Origin of the sequence: Ensifer sp. ZNC0028, from assembly GCF_000799055.1 — a bacterium.
In the GTDB taxonomy this organism is placed as follows: Bacteria; Pseudomonadota; Alphaproteobacteria; order Rhizobiales; family Rhizobiaceae; genus Ensifer.
In genome coordinates this window covers 15,734-35,521 of record NZ_JTLA01000082.1, presented here as the reverse complement: position 1 = coordinate 35,521, position 19,788 = coordinate 15,734, and the positions used below count along the sequence as shown (strand labels likewise).

At 63.8% G+C, this 19,788-nt stretch carries 11 protein-coding genes and 2 pseudogenes; 11 read left to right on the top strand and 2 right to left on the bottom strand.

The annotated features are described in order from the left end of the window. Positions 1 to 515: 515 nt before the first annotated feature. Positions 516 to 7,232, top strand: coding sequence for an autotransporter outer membrane beta-barrel domain-containing protein (locus tag L981_RS19025; protein ID WP_371258895.1), 6,717 nt, complete (start codon positions 516 to 518; stop codon positions 7,230 to 7,232). A gap of 235 nt (positions 7,233 to 7,467) precedes the next feature. On the opposite strand, the gene L981_RS19020 is transcribed toward L981_RS19025, so the two are convergent. Then, positions 7,468 to 8,160, bottom strand: a complete 693-nt coding sequence (locus L981_RS19020) for a response regulator transcription factor (RefSeq protein ID WP_043619671.1) — start codon at positions 8,158 to 8,160, stop codon at positions 7,468 to 7,470. Then, positions 8,157 to 9,602, bottom strand: a complete 1,446-nt coding sequence (locus L981_RS19015; RefSeq protein ID WP_156134153.1) for an ATP-binding protein — start codon at positions 9,600 to 9,602, stop codon at positions 8,157 to 8,159. The genes L981_RS19020 and L981_RS19015 overlap by 4 nt, the downstream gene beginning before the upstream one ends. A gap of 358 nt (positions 9,603 to 9,960) precedes the next feature. On the opposite strand from L981_RS19015, the pseudogene L981_RS33950 reads away from it, so the two are divergent. From L981_RS33950 to L981_RS18970, 10 genes and pseudogenes are all read left to right on the top strand, one after another. Further along, positions 9,961 to 10,249 (top strand): annotated as a pseudogene (locus L981_RS33950) (IS21 family transposase); the annotation flags it as partial. Continuing rightward, positions 10,237 to 10,365 (top strand): annotated as a pseudogene (locus L981_RS34600) (ATP-binding protein); the annotation flags it as partial. The pseudogenes L981_RS33950 and L981_RS34600, both read left to right, overlap by 13 nt. A gap of 363 nt (positions 10,366 to 10,728) precedes the next feature. Beyond that, positions 10,729 to 11,724: an MsnO8 family LLM class oxidoreductase gene (locus L981_RS19010; RefSeq protein ID WP_043619670.1), complete on the top strand. Its 996-nt coding sequence runs from the start codon at positions 10,729 to 10,731 to the stop codon at positions 11,722 to 11,724. Positions 11,725 to 11,745: 21 nt separating this feature from the next. Then, positions 11,746 to 13,095: an LLM class flavin-dependent oxidoreductase gene (locus L981_RS19005; protein ID WP_043619668.1), complete on the top strand. Its 1,350-nt coding sequence runs from the start codon at positions 11,746 to 11,748 to the stop codon at positions 13,093 to 13,095. Between the two features lie 22 nt (positions 13,096 to 13,117). Continuing rightward, entirely contained in the window at positions 13,118 to 14,305 is a 1,188-nt protein-coding gene (locus L981_RS19000) for a M20 aminoacylase family protein (protein WP_043619666.1), read from the top strand. An 11-nt stretch (positions 14,306 to 14,316) separates the two neighbouring features. Next, positions 14,317 to 14,880 (top strand): GNAT family N-acetyltransferase, encoded by a 564-nt coding sequence (locus L981_RS18995; protein WP_043619664.1) that lies wholly within the window; start codon positions 14,317 to 14,319, stop codon positions 14,878 to 14,880. A 62-nt stretch (positions 14,881 to 14,942) separates the two neighbouring features. Beyond that, positions 14,943 to 16,718, top strand: coding sequence for an amino acid ABC transporter permease/ATP-binding protein (locus L981_RS35910; RefSeq protein WP_082006086.1), 1,776 nt, complete (start codon positions 14,943 to 14,945; stop codon positions 16,716 to 16,718). A 73-nt stretch (positions 16,719 to 16,791) separates the two neighbouring features. After that, entirely contained in the window at positions 16,792 to 17,736 is a 945-nt protein-coding gene (locus tag L981_RS18980; RefSeq protein ID WP_043619663.1) for an ABC transporter substrate-binding protein, read from the top strand. 67 nt (positions 17,737 to 17,803) lie between these two features. Next, positions 17,804 to 18,739 carry an ABC transporter substrate-binding protein gene (locus tag L981_RS18975; RefSeq protein ID WP_043619661.1) on the top strand — a complete coding sequence of 312 codons (936 nt, stop codon included), beginning with the start codon at positions 17,804 to 17,806 and terminating at the stop codon, positions 18,737 to 18,739. 11 nt (positions 18,740 to 18,750) lie between these two features. Further along, complete coding sequence (locus L981_RS18970) at positions 18,751 to 19,782, top strand: LLM class flavin-dependent oxidoreductase (RefSeq protein ID WP_043619659.1); 1,032 nt, start codon at positions 18,751 to 18,753, stop codon at positions 19,780 to 19,782. Positions 19,783 to 19,788: the final 6 nt, after the last annotated feature.

The following is a 19,788-nucleotide window of genomic DNA, read 5'->3' as shown; positions in this document are numbered from 1 at the left end:
GGGCGCGACGTGGCTTTTGAGGGCGGGGAACTGCGCGTCCCAACCGTCGGTGGGTTGTCGTTATTCAGCATGCCCTCGGACGGGGCTCAAGCTCTCCCATGCAAGTTTTCATCAGAATTCGATAGTTTTGTTCTGTAGATTCCTTTCCCGAGTTTGGCATACCGTCCCGTCACAGTGACTTTGCATTTTCTTGGTTGGAGTCGAGCCCTTCGCGCGCATCTTGCGTATGCGCCGGAGCCGACCTCGCTTGCTCCATTTTTTTTTAGGGGGCTCGTCGCATGAAGTATGCCGAACGCACGGGGACAGTCTTGCAAGCATTTCGGCGTCGGTCGCGCGCCGCTTCGTCCCGGGTCCCGCAGCAATCGCCATTCCTTCAAACTTCCCTTCCTCGAGTTTCTCTCGCGGATGCCGGCGTCCAGCGTGGATTAACCACCCGCGCGCCCAGCAATAATGGTTACCCGGTCAACGGTCATGGCGTTCACGTGCCGCACATTTTGATCGTGTTGGCGCTTGGCATGGGTGGAGCGGGCATTGCAGGCGACGCCTATGCAGGCTGCAGTGGCGATCCCAACCAGACAATTGGCCAGGGTAACTACGGATACACCTGGTCGGCCTGTTGGGGCGACAGCGGTGTCGATCACGACGATGAAAAGGACGGAGAAGCCGGAGCCAACATAACGATCAATACGAGTGCGACGTATACCGCCGGCGAAGGCCTTCCTTATGTCATGCCGACGGACTCCGCCGGCGGCGTCATCATGACCTACACGATGGGTGGCGCCGGTGTCGACGAGGGACGCGCTGGTGTCGGCGGGACCGTGACGATCACCAATTACGGCCCCATAACCCTGTCTCAATCCGCAGATCCGGGGTCCATCGGCAGTTTGATTTCGGCAACGAGTTTCGGCGGCTCGGGAGACGGAGACAATGACAATTACAAATCGAACGGTGGCGCTGGCGGCGCCGGAGGCGCGATAACGATCACCAACTATGGGATGCTGGCCGTGGAATCGCTCAAGTCGACCACGGCCAGAGGCATGGCTGGGATCTTCGCCGTGAGCAAGGGAGGCAGCGGTGGCGAACAAAACAGCGGCGCGACCGGCGACCAGGTGGGGGGCAGCGGGGGCAACGGCGGCACCATCGGCATCGTCAACACCGGGCAGATTACTCTCGGCAGCCCGACGAGTTCGCTGAGCGGCCTCAACTATGCGTGGGGTCTTGCTGCTGAATCCATCGGCCAGCAGGGCGGCCACGACAACGGCGCGGGCGGTGCGGGTGGCTTTATCGATATCGCGAACGGTTCTTCCGGCAATACAACCGTTGGCGCGATCGGCATCTACGCCAACGATACCGACAGCGTGCGCGGCATCCATGCGCAGAGCCAGGGCAGCGACGGTACGGCTTCGCGCGACAGCTCCGATGAAGGCGGCGTTGGCGGAGGCGGCTCGGTCGTAAATGTCGACACCTACGCAGACATGACGATCGTTGCCACCGGCGAAGTGGGCGAGCTTTCGGGCGGCGTCGTTGCAGTCACGCGGGGTGGAGATGGTGGCGACGGCTGGAGTTCGAATGTCGCCGGTGCCGGCGGCGAGGGCGGCAGGCCCGGCAGTGGGATCGCCGCAACGACCGTGACGGTCCATTCGGGCACCATTTCGACGAAAGGCGATTATCTTGGCGGCGTAATCGCGTTGAGCCAGGGCGGACGCGGCGGCAATGGCCAGGACGGCGAGAAGAACAGTTCCGGCGGGCGAGGGGGGAACGGGGGGCAGATCCAGTTGAACCTGTCCGGGGGCAGCGTTCAGACGGATGGCCGCTACGCTTACGGCCTGTTGGGCCAGAGCATTGGCGGCCAGGGAGGCAATGGCGGCGACGACACTGCCATTGTCGGCACGAGTGGAGGGGGCGGCTATGGAGGAGACGCCGGTAGCGTGGGCGCCTTTACAAGCGCCGCCTCCAGGATTTCGACAACCGGGGACTACTCCGCCGCCGTCACCCTGCATTCCATCGGCGGCGGTGGCGGCGCCGGCGGCGACTTCACCGACGTGCTCGGTGGCGGAGCGGGCAATGGCGGCAATGGCGGCACTGGCAACACGGCGATCATCAACAACAACGCAGCGATCGCGACCGCGGGCGCGCATTCCTACGGTATCCTGGTCCAGTCGATCGGCGGCAGTGGCGGCACGGGCGGCATTGCCGCCGGGCTCACGCTCGAGCTGGGCGGCGATGGCGGCAGTGGCGGGGCGGCGGAGACGGCAAGCGTCCTCAATGCCGGCATGATCACCACCTCCGGCTATTCGGCGCACGGCATTCTCGCCCAGTCGATCAGCGGCGGCGGCGGCGCGGCGGGCATGGCTGGCGGAATTCTGTCGATCGGTGGCTCCGGCGGCTCCGGTAACTATGGCGGCAATGCGCAGGTTCAGAATTCTGGCGTCATCGGTACCGGCGGGGATGCCGCCATCGGCATCCTGGCGCAATCGATTGGCGGCGGCGGCGGTTCGGGTGGAGGGGCAGCGGGCATCGCCACCGTCGGAGGATCGGGCAGCGCCGGCGGCAACGGCAGCGAGGCTGGCATATTTTTGACCGGCGGCTCGGTCACCACACGGGGCGAGATGGCGCATGCGATCATGGCACAGTCGATCGGCGGCGGTGGCGGCAACGGCGGCAATGCGATCGACCTGTCGGTCGGGATCCCGGCACTGGGGGTCGGTGGCAGCGCCTCGGGCGGCGGCAACGGCGGGAAAGTTTGCGTCACCAATGAAAATACCGGCGACGAATGTTCCACGGGCTCCGGTGCCCCGCAGGTGGTTTCCATCGCCACCGCAGGGTCAGGTGCAGTCGGCGTACTGGCGCAGTCGATCGGTGGTGGTGGGGGCAATGGCGGCAATGCCACGGGTGGCGATGCCGGACTCGGCAGCTTTCAGGTTGGTGGTGGCGGCGGTGGCGGCGGCTACGCGAACACCGCGAATGTCGGCTTCCAGGGGCTGACGCTGACAACCCAGGGCTCGCACGCCGCGGGGATCGTGGCTCAGTCGATAGGTGGCGGCGGCGGCACCGGCGGTTCGGCAAGCTCCTATTCCGCAGGTCTCGGATTCACGGCGTCGGTGGCTGTCGGTGGCACCGGCGGTTCCGGAGGTGCCGGCGGCGCGGTCTCCGTGGGCCTGACCGACAGCATTGTTCGCACCGGCCAGGACGGCGGGGATGTGACCGACGCCATCGGCGTGCTTGCACAGTCGATCAGTGGCGGCGGCGGCTCCGGCGGCTCCTCGATTGACGAAGCGCTCACGGTGGCGGTGCCAACCGGCGAAGACGTCTCCCTGGCTATGAGCGTTTCCACGGCCGTCGGCGGCAGCGGTGGGTCGACCCATTCCGCCGGTGACGTGTCGTTGATCCTGGACGGCAGCACCGCGGTTTCGACGAAAGGCGCTTCCTCGCATGGTCTCGTGGCACAATCGATCGGCGGCGGCGGCGGCAATGGCGGAAGCGCGTCGTCGATGGCTGCGACCGCCGGCACAGTGGATACCGTCAGCGCCGATATCGGTGTCTCGGTCGGGGGCTCGGGCGGCGGCGGCGGCAATGGTGGTTCTGTCACGGTCACGCTTGAAGACAGCGCCTCGGTGACGACGGCCAACGACTATGCCAACGCGATCGTGGTGCAGTCGATCGGTGGCGGCGGCGGCAATGGCGGTGTCGGAAGCGTCAACAGCAAGCAGATCGGTAGTGGCTTCAACCTGACGGCAAATGTCGGGGTCGGCGGCTCGGGCAGCGGGGGTGCCAGCGGCGGGGCGGCGACAGTCGATCTTGACGCAGGCACGGCCCTAAAGACCAACGGGACGGGTGCGCGCGGCTTGCTCGTCCAGTCGATCGGCGGAGGCGGCGGCACTTCGCAGGGCGTCAGCGTCGGGCTGTCGGCCAGCGCCAGCCTGCCCGGAGGCGAGGAAACCAAAGGGAGTAGTGGCGATTTTTCCGCTTCGGTCGGCGTTTCCGTTGGCCGGACCGGCGGCAGTGGTGGTTCGGCCGGAACGGTAAACGTCACCACTTCAGGGAATATTGCTACCTCCGGCGCGGATGCGGACGGAGTGCTTGCGCAGTCGATCGGTGGCGGTGGCGGGCTGGGCGGCTCCGTGGGGCAGGCGAGTTCCGGCGATACGGAGCCGCTCGATGACCAAGGCGGCAGTGATTGCCTGAGCGACGACGGCGACGGCAAATCCGGCTACTGCTTCGACGTCAATGTCGGTGCCGCGATCGACGACGGCGGGACCGGTGGCACGGCCGCAAACGGCAACACCGTCACGTTGACGCATGCCGGCGGTATAAACACGACAGGCGATTGGGCCGACGGCATCATTGCCCAATCGATCGGTGGCGGTGGCGGCGCCGGCGGTAGCTCCACCGCGGCTGGCAGCCAGGCAACAGCCAACATAACTGTCGGCGTCGGCGGTCGCGGCGGTGCGGGGGGAAATGGCGGCAAGGTCGACATCACCTTCGACGACAACCACGGCAACAGTATCAACACTTCCGGATACAGCGCCTATGGCGTGTTGCTGCAGTCGATCGGCGGCGGCGGCGGCCAGGGCGGCGACGGTTCTGATCAGGCGGCGGGCAAGATCACCGTCGGTGGCGGTTTCGGCGGCTCGGGCGGCTCAGGCGGCTCGGGTGGCCTGGTTGAGGCGCAGGGCTGGATCAATCTATCGACCAGCGGCGACGATGCGCATGGTATCGCCGCGCAGTCTATCGGGGGTGGCGGTGGCGTCGGCGGTGCCGGAAGCAGCAAGGCTGCCAAGGACGAAGACAGCCACGCGATCGACCTCATTGTCGGCGGTAGCGGAGGGGTCGGCGGTCGTGGCGGCGAGGTCGATCTGACGATCGGCACCGCGCTCAGCACCTCTGGCGACCGCGCGTTCGGCCTCGTCGCACAATCAATCGGCGGCGGCGGCGGAATAGGCGGTGCCGGTGAAGCCGACAGCATAACCTCGATCGTGGTCGGGGGGTCGGGCGGCAGCGACACAAACGGCGGCGCCGTCACGGTTGATCTGACGAGCGAGAGCACGGTCCACACGCGCGGCATCGGCGCACACGGCATCGTTGCCCAATCGATTGGCGGCGGCGGCGGCATTGGCGGCAGCGCTTCGGGCGCGCCGCTCTCCTTCAAAGGCAACAGTCCCGGCAGCTATGGTGACGGCGACGATGTCTCCGTCATCATAGACGGTGGCATTTTCACCGATGGCGACTATTCCTTCGGCGTGCTGGCACAATCCATCGGCGGCGGCGGCGGTTTCGGCGGCAATGCAAACAGTGCCTTCATCGGCTCGAACGGCAATCTATCTTCGGCCGGAAAAAGCGGGGACGTAACGATCAAGCTTGATGCCGGCAATGAAATCCGAACGACCGGCAAGGACTCGATCGGCATATTTGCGCAAAGCGACGCGGGCACGGCAAACAACGGCACGGTCAGCGTGACGGTGGATGGTTCGGTGACTGGAGGTTCGGGCGACAATGGCGCCGGGGTCTGGATCTCGGGCGGGCAGAACAATGGAGTGACCGTCAATTCTGGAGGTGCGATCTCGGCAGCTTCGGGCGTAGCCGTGCAATACACCGGCGGAATAAACACGTCCCCAGACGGCACGCTGATGGTGGTGAACAACGCCGGTGTCATCGACGGCAGTGTCAAAGGGGCAAGCAGCGTCGACGCCAAAATATCGAAGACGGCCCGCGTCGGAAGCGATCCGGTGGTCTCCGTTGTCAACAAGGCGGGCGGGTTGCTGACGGGTGCGGAGGTCTACGAGGCTGATGTGTTCAATCGTGGCCGGCTGGCGGTCGGGAATTCGGGGGCCGTCGACGCCACGAGCATAGCAGGCAACTTCGCGCAGAGCGTGGGCGGCGTGCTGGCGATCAACGCCGATTTCGCAGGGTTGCGCATCGATCGACTGGCGGTCGACGGAGACGCCACGCTTGCCGGCGAGTTCATGGTGAGTGCCGAAAGCGTCTTGCCGGATATCACATTGTCGTTCCTCACTGCGGGCGGCACCCTGGATCACTCGCTGAGCGCGCGATCCGCGATCTTCGACTTCGTGCTCACCCAAACCGGAAACGAGCTGTCGGTCGCGACGGGGGCAGCCCACTTTGCCGAGCCGGGATTTGCACTGAACGAAGACCAGGACAACGTCGCCGACCACCTGCAGGAGATCTGGGATGCCGGCGGCGGTCCCTTCGGCACGCTGTTTGGCACACTCGGCTCGCTTGCCGACGGCAATGCTGGCGACTACGGGTCGGCCCTGTCCGATCTGTCGCCTGGTGTCGCGGGAGCGGCCGCTGCCGGCAGCATCGCCACGACACGGCAACATCTCGATCTGCTGCTGAGCTGCCCGATGTTTGCCGCGGGCACCTCGTTCCTGACGGAGACGGAGTGCGTGTGGAGCCAGGCAGGTGCACAGAAGCTTGACCAGAAAGCCAGCGGCGGCGTCTCGGGTTTCGACACCACGACCTATGCGCTGCAGGCGGGCGCTCAGGTCGAACTGTCACCCGACTGGTTCGTCGGTTTTGCCGGGGGCTACGACCGCAACGCCATTCGTGGTGACGACGGTCGCGTCAACGCCGACGGTGACGTCCTTTATGCCGGCGTCTCGCTGAAGCACGAGACCGGTCCGTGGCTTCTGTCGGGCGCTGTTTCCGGCAGCTATGGCTGGTACGACAGCGAGCGCACGATCCGGATTCCGGGCTTTGCCGGCCAGGCGGAGGGCGATCCGGAGGTCTACAATGTCAGCGCCCGATTGCGCGCCGCTTACACCTTCGCACAGGACGCCTACTATGTGCGGCCGCTAGTGGACCTTGATTTGATCTATTCGCACGCCAGTGGCTATCGCGAGTCGGGCGCCGGTCCGCTAGACCTCCTGATTGACGACACCCGCCAATGGAGCGTCACCACCACCCCGGCGATCGAGATTGGCACGCGCGTGGATCTGAACGAAGCGACGGTCATGCGGGCCTATGCTGCCGCCGGGGTGAGCTTCAGCAGTGCTGACAGCTGGGATACGTCAGCGCGGCTGGCCAATGCACCAGTCGGCGTCGGCGCTTTCGACAGCACGGTGCCGCTAGCCGATGTGGCGGGCCGACTAAGCGCGGGCGTCGACATCGCCAACGCCGACGGCTTCAGTTTACGCGTCGGCTACCAGGGTTCATTTTCCGACACCTATTCCAGCCATGGCGGCACACTGCGGATTGGCTACAAGTTCTGAGGAAGAGGTATCGTGGTGGCCTGTCATCATAGGTCCGACTGTGGCAGTCATGACTTCTATTCGAAATTTCCGCTCAGGGAGAACTTTGTCGCACCCCGACGTCAACGATCTATTCTCTGCAGCAATACGCGCGGGTGGTGCGCAAAACGTGGCTGCTCGCATCGACGATGGCGTTCCAGGCGTGAATCAACCGAATGACCGATACGAACATCCGGCGCCACCGTTTTGAAGATACTCATTCAACGATTGCCGTCGCTGTGAAGGTATATCCAACGCCGTAAACGACCTTGATCGGAGCCGTGAGGTTGGTGCTTTCCTCGATTTTTCGACGCAGTCGGCTGACAATGGCATCGAGATGGCCGTTGCCGAAATTCGACCTGGGACGGGCGAGGATCTCCAGCAGGTCTTCGCGCTGGCAGGTGCCGCCGCGGCTGCACAGTGCACGCATGAAGGCGAACTCGGTCGCCGTCAACTTGAGCGAACGGTGGTTGGGGGCGGTCAAAAGCCAGTTGGTGCCATCCAGCACCCATCGATCGCCGTCGCCGTTCGTGGAAGCGGACAGGGGACCGTTGCGTCGTAGCAGGCTGCGGGTCGCAGCCTCGATCTCGCGCAGCGTGCTGTGCTTGACGAGATAAATATCGGCGCCGCTCTCGAAGCCTCGGATGCGGTCGTCGCTGTCACTGAGCGCTGTCAGCATGATGATGCCGCAGCGATGGGTTTTGCGAAGCTGGCTTGCGAGCTCGAAGCCGTTTCCATCCGGCAGTCCTACATCGAGGATGACGACATCAGGCGCACGTCCCTCTTGCAAGGCCTGCTGCAGCTCATGGGCTGTCGCAACTCCGCTGGCCGAAAATCCGCATAGTCCGAGGAAATCGACCAGATCCTTGCGCAACCTGATTTCGTCCTCCACGATCAGAATGTGCGTCACGCTCTCATCTCCTCTCGTAGATCGGTGCGCACCTCGTGCGACGATGGCACGCGCACGATGGCTGTCGTTCCGGCTTCCCCGTTCGTGACGAGCTGCAACGTTCCGCCGTGATAGGCGAGAAACTTGCGAGCCGCGTAGAGCCCGAGGCCGGTACCCGTGCTCGCCTTGGCGTTGGAGGCCCGAAAGAAGCGGCGCCCGATCTTGCTGATTTCGGCGCTGGGAATTCCGATGCCCCGGTCGCGGACCTGGATTATGACGAAATCCGCTTCTTCCCAGGCTTCAATGCGGATTGAAGGGTCGTCCGGCGCGTATTTCAGGGCGTTGTCGATTAGATTGATGATCACTGTTCCAAGCATGTCCGGGTCGCCGTGGAGTGAGATTGTTTCGTCGATCGGACTGAAATGCAGACGATCGCCGCGTTCCGTCATCTCAAAATGCAGTCGTGCATCCCCGATTAGGGAGCCGAGCTGCAATGGCTCGGGTTGGAAGCCATTTTCCCGGTCATCCGCCATGAACCTGTCGATGAGGGAGAAGAGTCTATTGAGCGCCTCTTCGATGCCGGCGAGCCGTTCTCGGGTTGCAGCGGGTGATGTTTCTCCGACAAGGCCGATCATGTCGGCAGCGTTGCGAATAATCGCCAAGGGCGTACGAAACTCGTGACTGACCACGCGCATGAAATCCGCCTGCTCGTCACGCAAGGCACGCTCGGTCTCGAGGCTGGCATTCAGTTTACCCTCGAGTTTCCGCCGCTCTTCGACTTCCCGCAACAGGGCATCGTGCTTCCCGCGCAGATCGGCGGAGAGCCTCGCACTCACCATGAAGAGGAGGCAAGCGAAAAAAGCGATCAGGAAGAGTGTGCCTTGCAGCAGGTACCAGGCGTTGCGATCGGCCAGGATCGGGCCGCCGTCGAAATCAGCGGACAGGCGATATTCGGCGACGCTCTGCACGATACTTGCCACCATATACTCGGCGAGAAGGCCGATGGTGATCCAGCGCAGGAGCGACGGCTGCGTCCTGTCTCGCAGGAGACCCAGGCACATCACCGACATCATGATGACCGTGAAGACGGTCGAGCTGTGAATGCGGATCGCGATGTTGTCGGTATCGACCGCTACAGCCGCGCTCCAGATCACGATCTGGCAGAAAAGAAGCGACACGCCGATCCAGGTGTAACGGGGCTGCCCCAGGAAGCGGGCAAGCCCTTCGGCAAGCAGGACGAGACCCAGCTTGATGACTATATTGTGCACCACGATCGCCAGGGCCGAAGGTTCCGGGCCGCGCACAATCATCAGGAGGAGGCCAAGGGCGATAGCCCCAAACCCTGCGGCGAGGAACTTGAGCTCGTAGAGATGACGCCACGCCCGCCATATGAAGATCCAGGCGACCGCTTGGAGGCTTGCGGTCGCCAGCGAGACAACCAGAACCGTCTTCAGATCAAGCATTTCGGCGTAATTTCCCGAATCGTCTCCCGGCTGATGTTCGAGCATACATATAAACTGATGCTCTATTGCAGCGAATATCCCCCCGCCAAGATTCTGATATTTTTGGATTTTGTCAGAATTGATCTAAATTCGCTGGTAGAAACTCACTTCAGGCCCGTTTTGTTCGAGCAGAAATACTTTTGTCTTTTTTAGCGCGGGTAGGGCTCATCGACCGCGGCGGCTGTCCTCGCGACGCCATGACATCACTTGATGTCTCACCGATTCAGCGATCGTCGAAACGTGACAGCCAGATCGACGCCGTTTTCTGACGGCGCGTACGGAGCTTTCGACCAATCTGTGCAATTTGGGTCGAAGCTAAAAGCGGGTCTCGCCGACGCCTGATCACCTTCGAGCGTAATCGTTGCAGCGTGCTGGCATCCTTTGCGAGCCGACCCGTCAGCCTGTGGATTTATCCCGAGCGGCTGGTCTTTGCAGCCGAGGGGAACATCCTCTGCGAACATCCGCGGATCTTAGAACGCAGTCACGACAAACCACCGCGAACGATTCACGACTGGCGGCATTATCTTGCGGCTATCCAACCTAAGCCTGGTGCTCTCCGCAATGGCGCGCCCTTCCTGGAGTTGCCGTTGGCGTTTCGGCGTCTACGTGGGCCACGGTCTTCGGTGACGCCAAGATGACGACCGCTCCGCTCGACCGCTTGACCCACCGTTGTCATATCTTGGAAACAGGAAACGACAGCTTCCGCTTCAAGGCCAGCTCAGCCGCCGTTCAAGCAAGCGACCTTTATAGCGCACAGGACCGCCAACAACAGCCACGCCTACCGCGTCCTGTCGCTCGCCAGATCGTCCGGCTTAAGCTCATAGACGGCCCCGACTGCAGAGCGGGGGCTGGCAGTCACCCACACACGGGATCGCTCGCGGCGACGGCTTTGCGCCCGCCTCCTGCCTCGGTACCGACCTTCCCCTTCCGCGGACTTCAACCGCGAAGAAAGGTATCGTCTCTTGGGCAGAGCGAAAGCGGCAACTTTTCTTGTTTCGCGCAGCGAAAGAGAACGTCATTCCTATAATCTATAAAAAATATGTATTTAATAATTTTCTATCGTAAATGGCGATGAAAGCTCCGAACCATGTCCTATCTGCTTAGCCTTCTCGACAAGAGCCCCGTCGATCCGGGGAGGACGCCAACGGAGGCCCTTCACGCGACCGCCCAGCTCGCCGCGAAGGCGGAGGAATGGCGCTATCATCGCTTCTGGGTCGCAGAACACCACAACATTCAGGGGCTAGCGAGTTCGGCGCCGGAAACCCTGATCGCCTATCTGCTGGCGAAAACGTCGAAGATCCGCATCGGATCCGGCGGCGTCATGATGCAGCACTACAGCGCCTACAAGGTGGCCGAGAGCTTCAATCTTCTCGCCAGCCTTGCGCCATCGCGCGTCGACCTCGGCGTCGGCAAGGCGCCGGGCGGATTTCCGCTTTCGACCAGGGCGCTGCAGGCGGGGATAGATCCCGCGCTCCGACCGAGTTTCGCCGAGCAGCTGGCGGATCTCAATCGTTATCTGTTGCCGCAGGAGGCACAACACTCCGACCTGCTCGCCACACCGCTGCCGCCTGTCGCGCCGGAACGCTTCCTGCTTGGAGCAAGCGTCGACAGCGCCCTCCTTGCCGCCGAAAAGGGCTGGAAGCTGGTTTTCGCCGGCCATCTCAACGGCGATCCCGACAATCTGCAAAAGACGTTTGATGCCTATGAGCGGGCGACTGGCGGTGAGCGACCGCTGCTCGCGCTCGCGGCCTTCGCCGCCGACAGCGAGGAACGGGCGCGCCAGCGCGTCGCCGAGCTGAAGATTTTCAAGGTGTTCTTCGGCAACGGCCAGAGCGTCAATGTCGGCAGCGAGGAGCAGGCCGCCGACTATGCCCGCCAGGCAGGCTTTAGCGATTACCGCATCGAGGAAAAGAGACCGAGCGTGCTCACCGGCACGCCGCGGCAGGTGCGCCAAGAACTCGACGCGCTGCACCGCCGCTACGGGGTCGAGGAATTCGTCATTGAAACGCCCGCGGTCGGCGCCGCCGAGCGCCTCGCTTCGGTCGAACTCATCGCACGCGAGCGGCTGTCGCTCGCCGCCTGATCACTCCGGGAAGGATTTGTCATGAGCAAGAAGAACGTCACTTTCGGCATCATGCTGCAGGGACCGGGCGGACACATGAACGCCTGGAAACATCCAAGCGGGCCGGCCGATGCGAGCGTCAACTTTTCGTTCTTCGTGGACACCGCGCGCAAGGCGGAGGCCGCCGGCATCGCCTTCGCCTTCGTCGCCGATGGCCTCTACATCAACGAACAGTCGATCCCGCATTTCCTCAACCGCTTCGAGCCGCTGACGATCCTGTCGGCGCTTGCCGCCTCGACCTCGAAGATCGGCCTCGTTGGCACGGTCTCGACCTCCTACAGTGACCCGTTCACGGTCGCCCGCCAGTTCGCCTCGCTCGATCTGATCAGCGGCGGCCGCGCTGGCTGGAACGCGGTAACCTCGCCGCTCGAAGGGTCTGGCCGCAACTACGGGCGCGAGCATCCGGAACACGAACTGCGCTACGAAATCGCCGACGAATATCTCGATGCGATTAAGGGGCTCTGGGACAGCTGGGACGACGACGCCTTCGTGCGCGACCGGGCAACCGGCGTCTATGCCGACAAGACGAAGCTGCGCCGGCTCAACCACAAGGGACGGTTCTTCCGGATCGAAGGGCCGCTCAACATCGAGCGTTCCAGGCAGGGTCAGCCGGTCGTCTTCCAGGCGGGCGCGTCCGATTCCGGTGTCCGCCTTGCGGGAAAACATGCCGACGCGGTGTTTACCAATGGCGGGCCGATCGAGGACGCCAAGATCTTCTACAAGCAAGTCAAGCAAAGTGCGGTGGCGCAGGGACGCCGTGCTGGCGAGGTCGGCATCTTTCCCGGCATCGGCCCGATCGTCGGCGCCACAGCCGAAGAGGCCGAGGCGAAATACCGGGCCATCCGCGATCTGGTGACGATCGAGGAAGCGCTGCTCTATCTTGGCCGCTTCTTCGACCACCACGATTTCAGCGCCTACCCGCTGGACGCGCCGTTCCCCGACATCGGCGATATCGGCAAGAACAGCTTTCGCGCGACGACCGACCGCATCAAGAAGACGGCGCGCGAAACCGGGGCGACGCTGCGCGAGATCGCGCTCGATGCCGCAACGCCGAGAACCGCCTTCATCGGCACGGCAGAACATATCGCCGACGAGATCATCCGCTGGATCGAGGAGGATGCCGCCGACGGATTCATCCTCGGCTTCCCGGTGATTGCCGAAGGGCTCGCCGATTTCGCCGCGCATGTGCTGCCGATCCTCGAAGGCAAGGGCTACTTCAAGCGCGACCTTGAAGGAGAGACGCTGCGCGATCACCTGGGGCTCCCCTATCGCGAGAGCCGCTATGCGGAGCCGCCGGTTGCAAGCGAGCGGGGAAGGGCCGTCGGGGCCTGACGGCTTCAGCGGAGTTACGTCCATGAACCTCATCCTCACCGACACCCAGAGATCCGCCGCAGTCGAGCGCGGCCTTCAGGTCTTCCTAGAGGAGATCGTCGCCATCCGGCGCGACCTGCACCAGCATCCCGAGCTTGCCTTTCAGGAGAAGCGCACGAGCGGACTGATTGCCGATCTGCTGGTCTCCTGGGGTTACGAAGTCAGCCGCGGCATCGCCGGCACCGGCATCGTCGCCACGTTGCAGCGCGGCAGCGGCAACAGGGCCATCGGCCTTCGCGCCGACATGGACGCCTTGCCGATCGAGGAAGCGACCGGGCTTGCCTATGCCAGCCGCCACAAGGGCGTGATGCATGCCTGCGGCCATGACGGCCATACGGCGATCCTGCTCGCCGCCGCCAGGTTTCTGGCTTCGGAGGGGCGTTTCGACGGCACGCTGCGACTGATCTTCCAGCCGGCCGAAGAGATTGGCGCCGGGGCGCGCAAGATGCTGTCGGAGGGGCTGTTCGAGCGCTTCCCAGTCGATGCGATCTTTGGCCTGCACAACTGGCCGGGTGTGCCCGCCGGCCGTTTCGGCTTCGTCGAGGGCCCGGCCATGGCGTCCGTCGACCAGGCCAATATCACGGTCGTCGGCAAGGGCGGCCATGGCGCCGAGCCGCACCTGACCGTCGACCCAGTGCTGGCGACAGCATCGCTGATTACCGCGCTCCAGAGCCTCGTTTCGCGCAATGTCGACCCGCAGCATATGGCTGTCGTCACCGTCGGCTCCATCCACGGCGGCCAGGCGTCGAACGTCATCCCCGAAAGCGTCTCGGTGAAACTGACCCTGCGGGCGTTCAATAACGACGTCCGCCGCCTGCTTGGCGAGCGTGTCCAGGCGCTGGCGCGGGCGCAGGCCGAGAGTTTTGGCGCAAGGGCCGAGGTCGACTATCGGCTCGGCTTTCCGGCGCTGGTCAACCACGCCGCCGAAACGGACTTTGCCCGCGATGTCGCGCTCAAGGCCTTGGGCCCCGACGCGATCATTGCAGATTTCAAGCCGCGCACGGCCAGCGAGGACTTCGCGTTCTTCCTCGAGGAGAAAGCCGGCAACTACGCCTTCGTCGGCAACGGCGACAGCGCGGCGCTCCACAGCGCTGAATACGATTTCAACGACGCGATCATCGCACCGGCCGCCCGCTACTGGGTTCGGCTGGTGGAAACTTTTCTCGCGTGACCACCCAAGGGATGGCGAAAGACATGAGCGACACGTTTCTCTACACCACGCCCCTCGATCCCCGCGCCAAGCCGCTCATCGACGAGCTGATCGTCGAATATGACAGCCGCTATGGCAATTATTTCAGCGAGGAGGGGGCCGCGGCCGAGATGAACCGCTATCCGGCGGAAGCCTTCGCCCCGCCGTCCGGAAATTTCGTGCTCCTGATGCGCAACGGCGAAGCCGTCGGCGGCGGCGCCTTCAAGGCCTATGACGAGCAGACCGCCGAGTTCAAGCGCATCTGGACCCGCTCCAACCTCAGGCGCCAGGGTCTGGCGCGCAAGGTGCTGTTCGAACTCGAAGCGCAGGCGGCGCGTCAGGGCTATTCGCGCGTCTATCTAACGACCGGCTTCCGCCAGCCGGAGGCGGTCGGGCTCTATCTAGCCAACGGATACACAGCACTCTTCGATGTCGAGGCCGACCCGGAGATCTACAAGACGCTGCCCTTCGAGAAAAATATCTCCCACCTGGTAGCCACGCTGGCGTTTCTGGCCGACGTGCCGCCGCCACAGCCCAAGGCGGCAAGCCACCCCTGACGCCGACCGATCGTGCCGTCTGCTGCGCCGGCCGCCAACCGATTTCTGAGAGAGGATCCACCATGGCAGTTTTGAGCGATCTTGCCGGCGCGCCCGGTGTCAGCCGGATGAGCGAGCCGAACCCGGGCTATTCCCATTACCGCATCGTACCGGCGCGCCATCCCGCCCGCGCGCTCGGCACGCTGTTTGCAGCGCTCGCCATTTCGGGCGTGCTCTATTCGGTGCTGACCAATCCGCGCTGGGGTTGGCAGGTCTTTGCCGAATGGTTCTTCGCCGAGCCGGTGCTGGCGGGCCTTGGCCGCACCCTGCTTCTGACGGCGCTTGCGACCGTCTCCGGCTCGTTGCTCGGGACCGCCCTTGCGCTTGCCCGCGTGTCCAGGTCGCCGCTGCTTGCCGGCCTGTCCTTCGGCTACATCTGGCTGCTGCGCTCGATCCCGCTGATCGTGCTTTTGCTGGTGCTCAACAATCTCGGCTACCTCTACGAGACCATCGCGATCGGCGTGCCCTTCACCGACACGGTCTGGCTGAACTATCCGACGACACAGCTCCTGACGCCTTTCGCTGCGGCCTTCCTTGGGCTCACACTCAACCAGTCGGCCTTTTTCGCGGAGATCGTGCGCGGCGGTATTCTCGCCGTAGACCAGGGCCAGCACGAGGCGGCCGCAGCCCTCGGTCTGCCGCGTCGGCGCCAGGCGTTCCGTATCGTGCTGCCGCAGGCCATGCGCTCGATCCTGCCGACCGGTTTCAACGAGATCATCGGTCTCGCCAAGGGCACCTCGATGGTCTACGTGCTGGCGCTGCCTGAGCTGTTCTACACGGTGCAGGTCATCTATCGCCGCAATCTCGAGGTCATTCCGCTGCTGATGGTGGCGACCGTCTGGTACCTGGTGATCATGACAGGGCTCTCGATCGCCCAGCATTACATCGAACGCTATTATTCGCGCGGGGCGGTGCGCAATCCGGCGCCGCTGCCTTTCCAGGCGCTCGTCGCGCGCTTTCGGCGGCCGCTGCCGGAGGTGGCCCGCCCGGCCGCCGCAACCGCAAAGGTCGGCTTCGGCGATGCCCGGGATCTTCGCGCCGGCGGCGCGGTGCATGTGCACGGGATCTCGAAGAGCTTCGGGTCGCTGAAAGTCCTCGACCGGGTCGAGCTGAATTTGCCGGCGGGCAGCGTCACGGCGATCCTCGGACCGTCCGGCTCCGGCAAATCCACGTTGCTCAGGGCCATCAACCATCTGGAGCGCGTCGATGACGGCTTCATCGCGATCGACGGCGAACTCGTCGGCTACAGCCGGAAGGGCGACACGCTCTATGAACTCAAGGAAAAAGACATCCTGAAACGGCGCGCCGATATCGGCATGGTGTTCCAGAACTTCAACCTCTTCCCCCATCTGACCGTGCTCGAAAACCTGATCGAGGCGCCCATTCACGCGCGCGGCCTTGAGCGCGAGGAGGCGGTGCGCCTTGCCCAGGAACTGCTCGCCCGAATCGGCCTCAGCGACAAGGTCGACGCCTATCCGCGCCAGCTCTCGGGTGGGCAGCAGCAACGCGTCGCGATCGCCCGCGCGCTGGCGCTGCGCCCGAAGGTGCTGCTGTTCGACGAGCCGACCTCGGCGCTCGACCCGGAACTGGTCGGCGAAGTGCTCGATGTTATCAAGGAGCTTGCCCGAACCGGCACGACGCTTGTGATCGTCACCCACGAAACCGGCTTTGCCCGAGAGGTTGCCGATACGGTCGTCTTCATGGAGGCGGGCCGCGTGTTGGAGGCAGGCCCCCCGGCCCAGGTCTTTACCGAGGCGAAGCATCCACGCACCCGCGAATTTTTGGCGCGCGTTCTCTAACAAAGCTTCCCGTCCAGTGCCGATGGCGGAGCTTTGCCATCGTCGGCAACCAAAGATTGAAAAGGAGACTGACATGACTATTCTCGACACTGCAAAGTTGCTTCTGGCCGGCGCCGCCACGGCGCTGACCCTCGGACTTGGCTCCGTCCACGCCGAGGAGAAATTCGACCTCAGCCCCGACACGTCGAACCGCGTGCGCGCGGAAAAGAACGACGCGGCGATCAGGGCGATCGCTGGCGACTTCAAGTTCGTCAATCCGGGCAAGTTTACCGTCGCCATCAATCCCTGGGATCCGCCGATTGCGACCTACGCCTCGGATTCGAAGACCGTGGTCGGCGCCGACCCCGATGTCGCTTCGTTGCTCGCCGACAGCTTCGGGCTCGAGCTCGAACTGGTTCCCGTCGCCTGGGCCGATTGGCCGCTCGGCGTTGCCTCAGGCAAATATGACGCGGTCATCAGCAACGTCACGGTCACCGAGGAGCGCAAGGAGAAGTTCGACTTTTCTACGTACCGCAAGGACGTGCTCGGCTTCTTCGTCAAGTCCGACAGCAAGATCGAGGCGATCAAGGAGCCGAAGGACATTGCCGGGCTGAAGGTGATCACCGGGGCCGGCACCAACCAGGAAAAGATCATTCTCGAATGGGACCGGCAGAACGTCGCAGCCGGGCTGAAGCCGATCGAGGTGCAATACTACGACGACCGCGCCGCCGGCGATCTCGCCTTGCAGTCGGGCCGCGCCGATGTGGAGTTCAATCCCAATGCCACCCGCGCCTATGCCGCATCGATCAAGAACAACACCAAGGTGGTCGGCATCGTCAGCGGCGGCTGGCCGCTAACCGCCGAGATCGCCGTCACCACCCGTAAGAGCGGTGGCCTGGCCGATGCCGTCACCATCGCACTCAACGACCTGATCAAGAACGGCAAATACGGTGAAGTGCTGAAGCGTTGGAGCCTCGGCGCGGAAGCCGTCGATGCTGCCCAGACCAACCCGCCAGGCCTCCCGAAGAGCGGTTCCTGATCCTAGCCCAACGGATCGGCGGTGCCGCCGCCGGTCCGGTTTCTGCATTCATCCGGAGACCAAAAGCATGATTGGCAAGTCCGCCTTTCGCATCCTTGTCGCCGCAGCAGCGGCAACCCTTCTACAGGTCGCTTCGGCGACGGCCGATGCCGGCTTCGATCTCAGCCCGGAACAGCCGGGGCGCATCCAGGCTGTTCGCAACGAGGCGGCTGTCGCTGCAATCCCCGTCGATTTCAAGTTCGTGACGCCGGGCAAGTTCACCGTCGGGGTCAGCCCCGGTGGGCCGCCACTTGCCACTTACGCCACCGATGCGCGTACGGTCATCGGCGCCGATCCGGAATATGCCGGCGCCATCGCCAACAGCCTGGGATTGGAGCTCGAGCTCGTGCCGACCGCCTGGATCGACTGGCCACTTGGGTTGACGTCAGGCAAGTACGACGCGGTCATCTCCAATGTCGGCGTCACGGAACAGCGTAAGGAGAAGTTCGATTTCTCGACCTATCGCCAGGGGCTGCACGGCTTCTTCGTCAGGGCGGACAGCGGGATTGCGGCGATCAAGGAACCGAAGGATGCGGCGGGCCTCAGGATCATCGTCGGCGCCGGCACCAATCAGGAGCGCATCCTGCTCAAATGGAGCGAGGAGAATGTCGCTGCGGGTCTGAAACCGCTGGAGCTGCAATATTACGACGACGAGGCGACGAGCCTGGTGGCGCTCTCATCCGGTCGCGCCGACGTCATCGTTCAGCCGCATGCGCAGCTCGTCTTCATCGCCGCACGTGACAAGAACATCAAGCGGGTCGGGACCTTGAGCGCCGGCTGGCCGGAGCGCTCCGACGTGGCGATCACCACCCGCAAGGGCAGCGGGCTCGCCAATGCGCTGACCATCGCCACCAACGGCCTGATCGAAAACGGGACCTACGGCAAGGTGCTCGCGCGCTGGCATCTGCAGGAAGAGGCATTGCCGAAGTCGGAGACCAATCCGCCCGGCCTTCCGAAGTTCTAAGGAGCAATGGCGTGACGCGGAACAAGATATCGATCAGCCATATCGGCTTCCTCAGCCCCGGCAACTACCCCGCGGACGATCCGTTGGATGGACTCGAAAAGACCTTGGCACTCCTGGAATATGGCGAGGCGCTCGGGTTTGCCAGCGCCTGGGTGCGCCAGCGGCATCTGGAGCCCGGCATCTCCTCGGCCGCCGCCTTCCTCGCGGCCGCCACCCAGAGGACAAGTCGCATCGAGCTCGGTACAGCGGTCATTCCGATCGGTTACGAAAACCCCTATCGACTGGCGGAAGACCTTTCGACTGTCGACGTGCTGTCGCGCGGTCGCCTGAATGTCGGCCTGAGCGCCGGCAAGCCGCCGCATCTCGATCTTATCGGGCCTCTCGCCTTTGACGGCGACTGGTCGGCCTACGACTTTTCGCACCAGCGGGTACTGCGTTTTCAGGAAAACCTGCGTGGCGGCGCGCTGGGCGACGACGACACGCTGATCAAGACGCCCTTTGGCGCGAAACGCCCGCGGCTGCAGCCGCATGCCAAGGGGCTCGCCGATCGGCTGTGGTATGGCGGCGGGTCGCTGCGTTCGGCCGCCTGGGCCGGAAGCCACGGCTTCAATCTGTTGATCGGCAACGTCACGACCGGCGAGGAGACGGACGCGTTTTTCGTGGCGCAGGCCCGCCAGCTTGCGCTCTATCGGTCCTCGGGCGGCGACGGCAGGCGCGTGGCGCTTGGCCGGGTCATCGTTCCCGTTGATAGTGCGGATGCAAGGACGCGCAAGCGCTATCTCGACTACGCGATCGGACGTACAGAGCGAACCCTGGCGCCGCAGGGGGAACGACGAACGCTCTATGCCCGCGACCTCGTCGGCACCTCGCACGAGATCCTGGAACGGTTGCATGCAGACCCGATTTTGCCGCATGTCCACGAACTGAGGCTCGAGCTTCCGTACGAATTCGAGGATGAGGATTACCGCCAGATTGTCCGTGACTTTGTAACACATATCGCTCCCGAGCTCGGGTGGTCGCCTGCCGACCAAAGGGCGGCCTAGAGAACA

Bases quoted from the DNA above. Each gene is read 5' to 3' on its own strand.
- L981_RS19005 (WP_043619668.1), top strand. From the start codon at position 11,746: ATGAGCAAGAAGAACGTCACTTTCGGCATCATGCTGCAGGGACCGGGC.
- L981_RS19025 (WP_371258895.1), top strand. From the start codon at position 516: ATGGGTGGAGCGGGCATTGCAGGCGACGCCTATGCAGGCTGCAGTGGC.
- L981_RS19010 (WP_043619670.1), top strand. From the start codon at position 10,729: ATGTCCTATCTGCTTAGCCTTCTCGACAAGAGCCCCGTCGATCCGGGG.
- L981_RS19015 (WP_156134153.1), bottom strand. From the start codon at position 9,602: ATGCTTGATCTGAAGACGGTTCTGGTTGTCTCGCTGGCGACCGCAAGC.
- L981_RS19000 (WP_043619666.1), top strand. From the start codon at position 13,118: ATGAACCTCATCCTCACCGACACCCAGAGATCCGCCGCAGTCGAGCGC.
- L981_RS18980 (WP_043619663.1), top strand. From the start codon at position 16,792: ATGACTATTCTCGACACTGCAAAGTTGCTTCTGGCCGGCGCCGCCACG.
- L981_RS18995 (WP_043619664.1), top strand. From the start codon at position 14,317: ATGGCGAAAGACATGAGCGACACGTTTCTCTACACCACGCCCCTCGAT.
- L981_RS35910 (WP_082006086.1), top strand. From the start codon at position 14,943: ATGGCAGTTTTGAGCGATCTTGCCGGCGCGCCCGGTGTCAGCCGGATG.
- L981_RS18975 (WP_043619661.1), top strand. From the start codon at position 17,804: ATGATTGGCAAGTCCGCCTTTCGCATCCTTGTCGCCGCAGCAGCGGCA.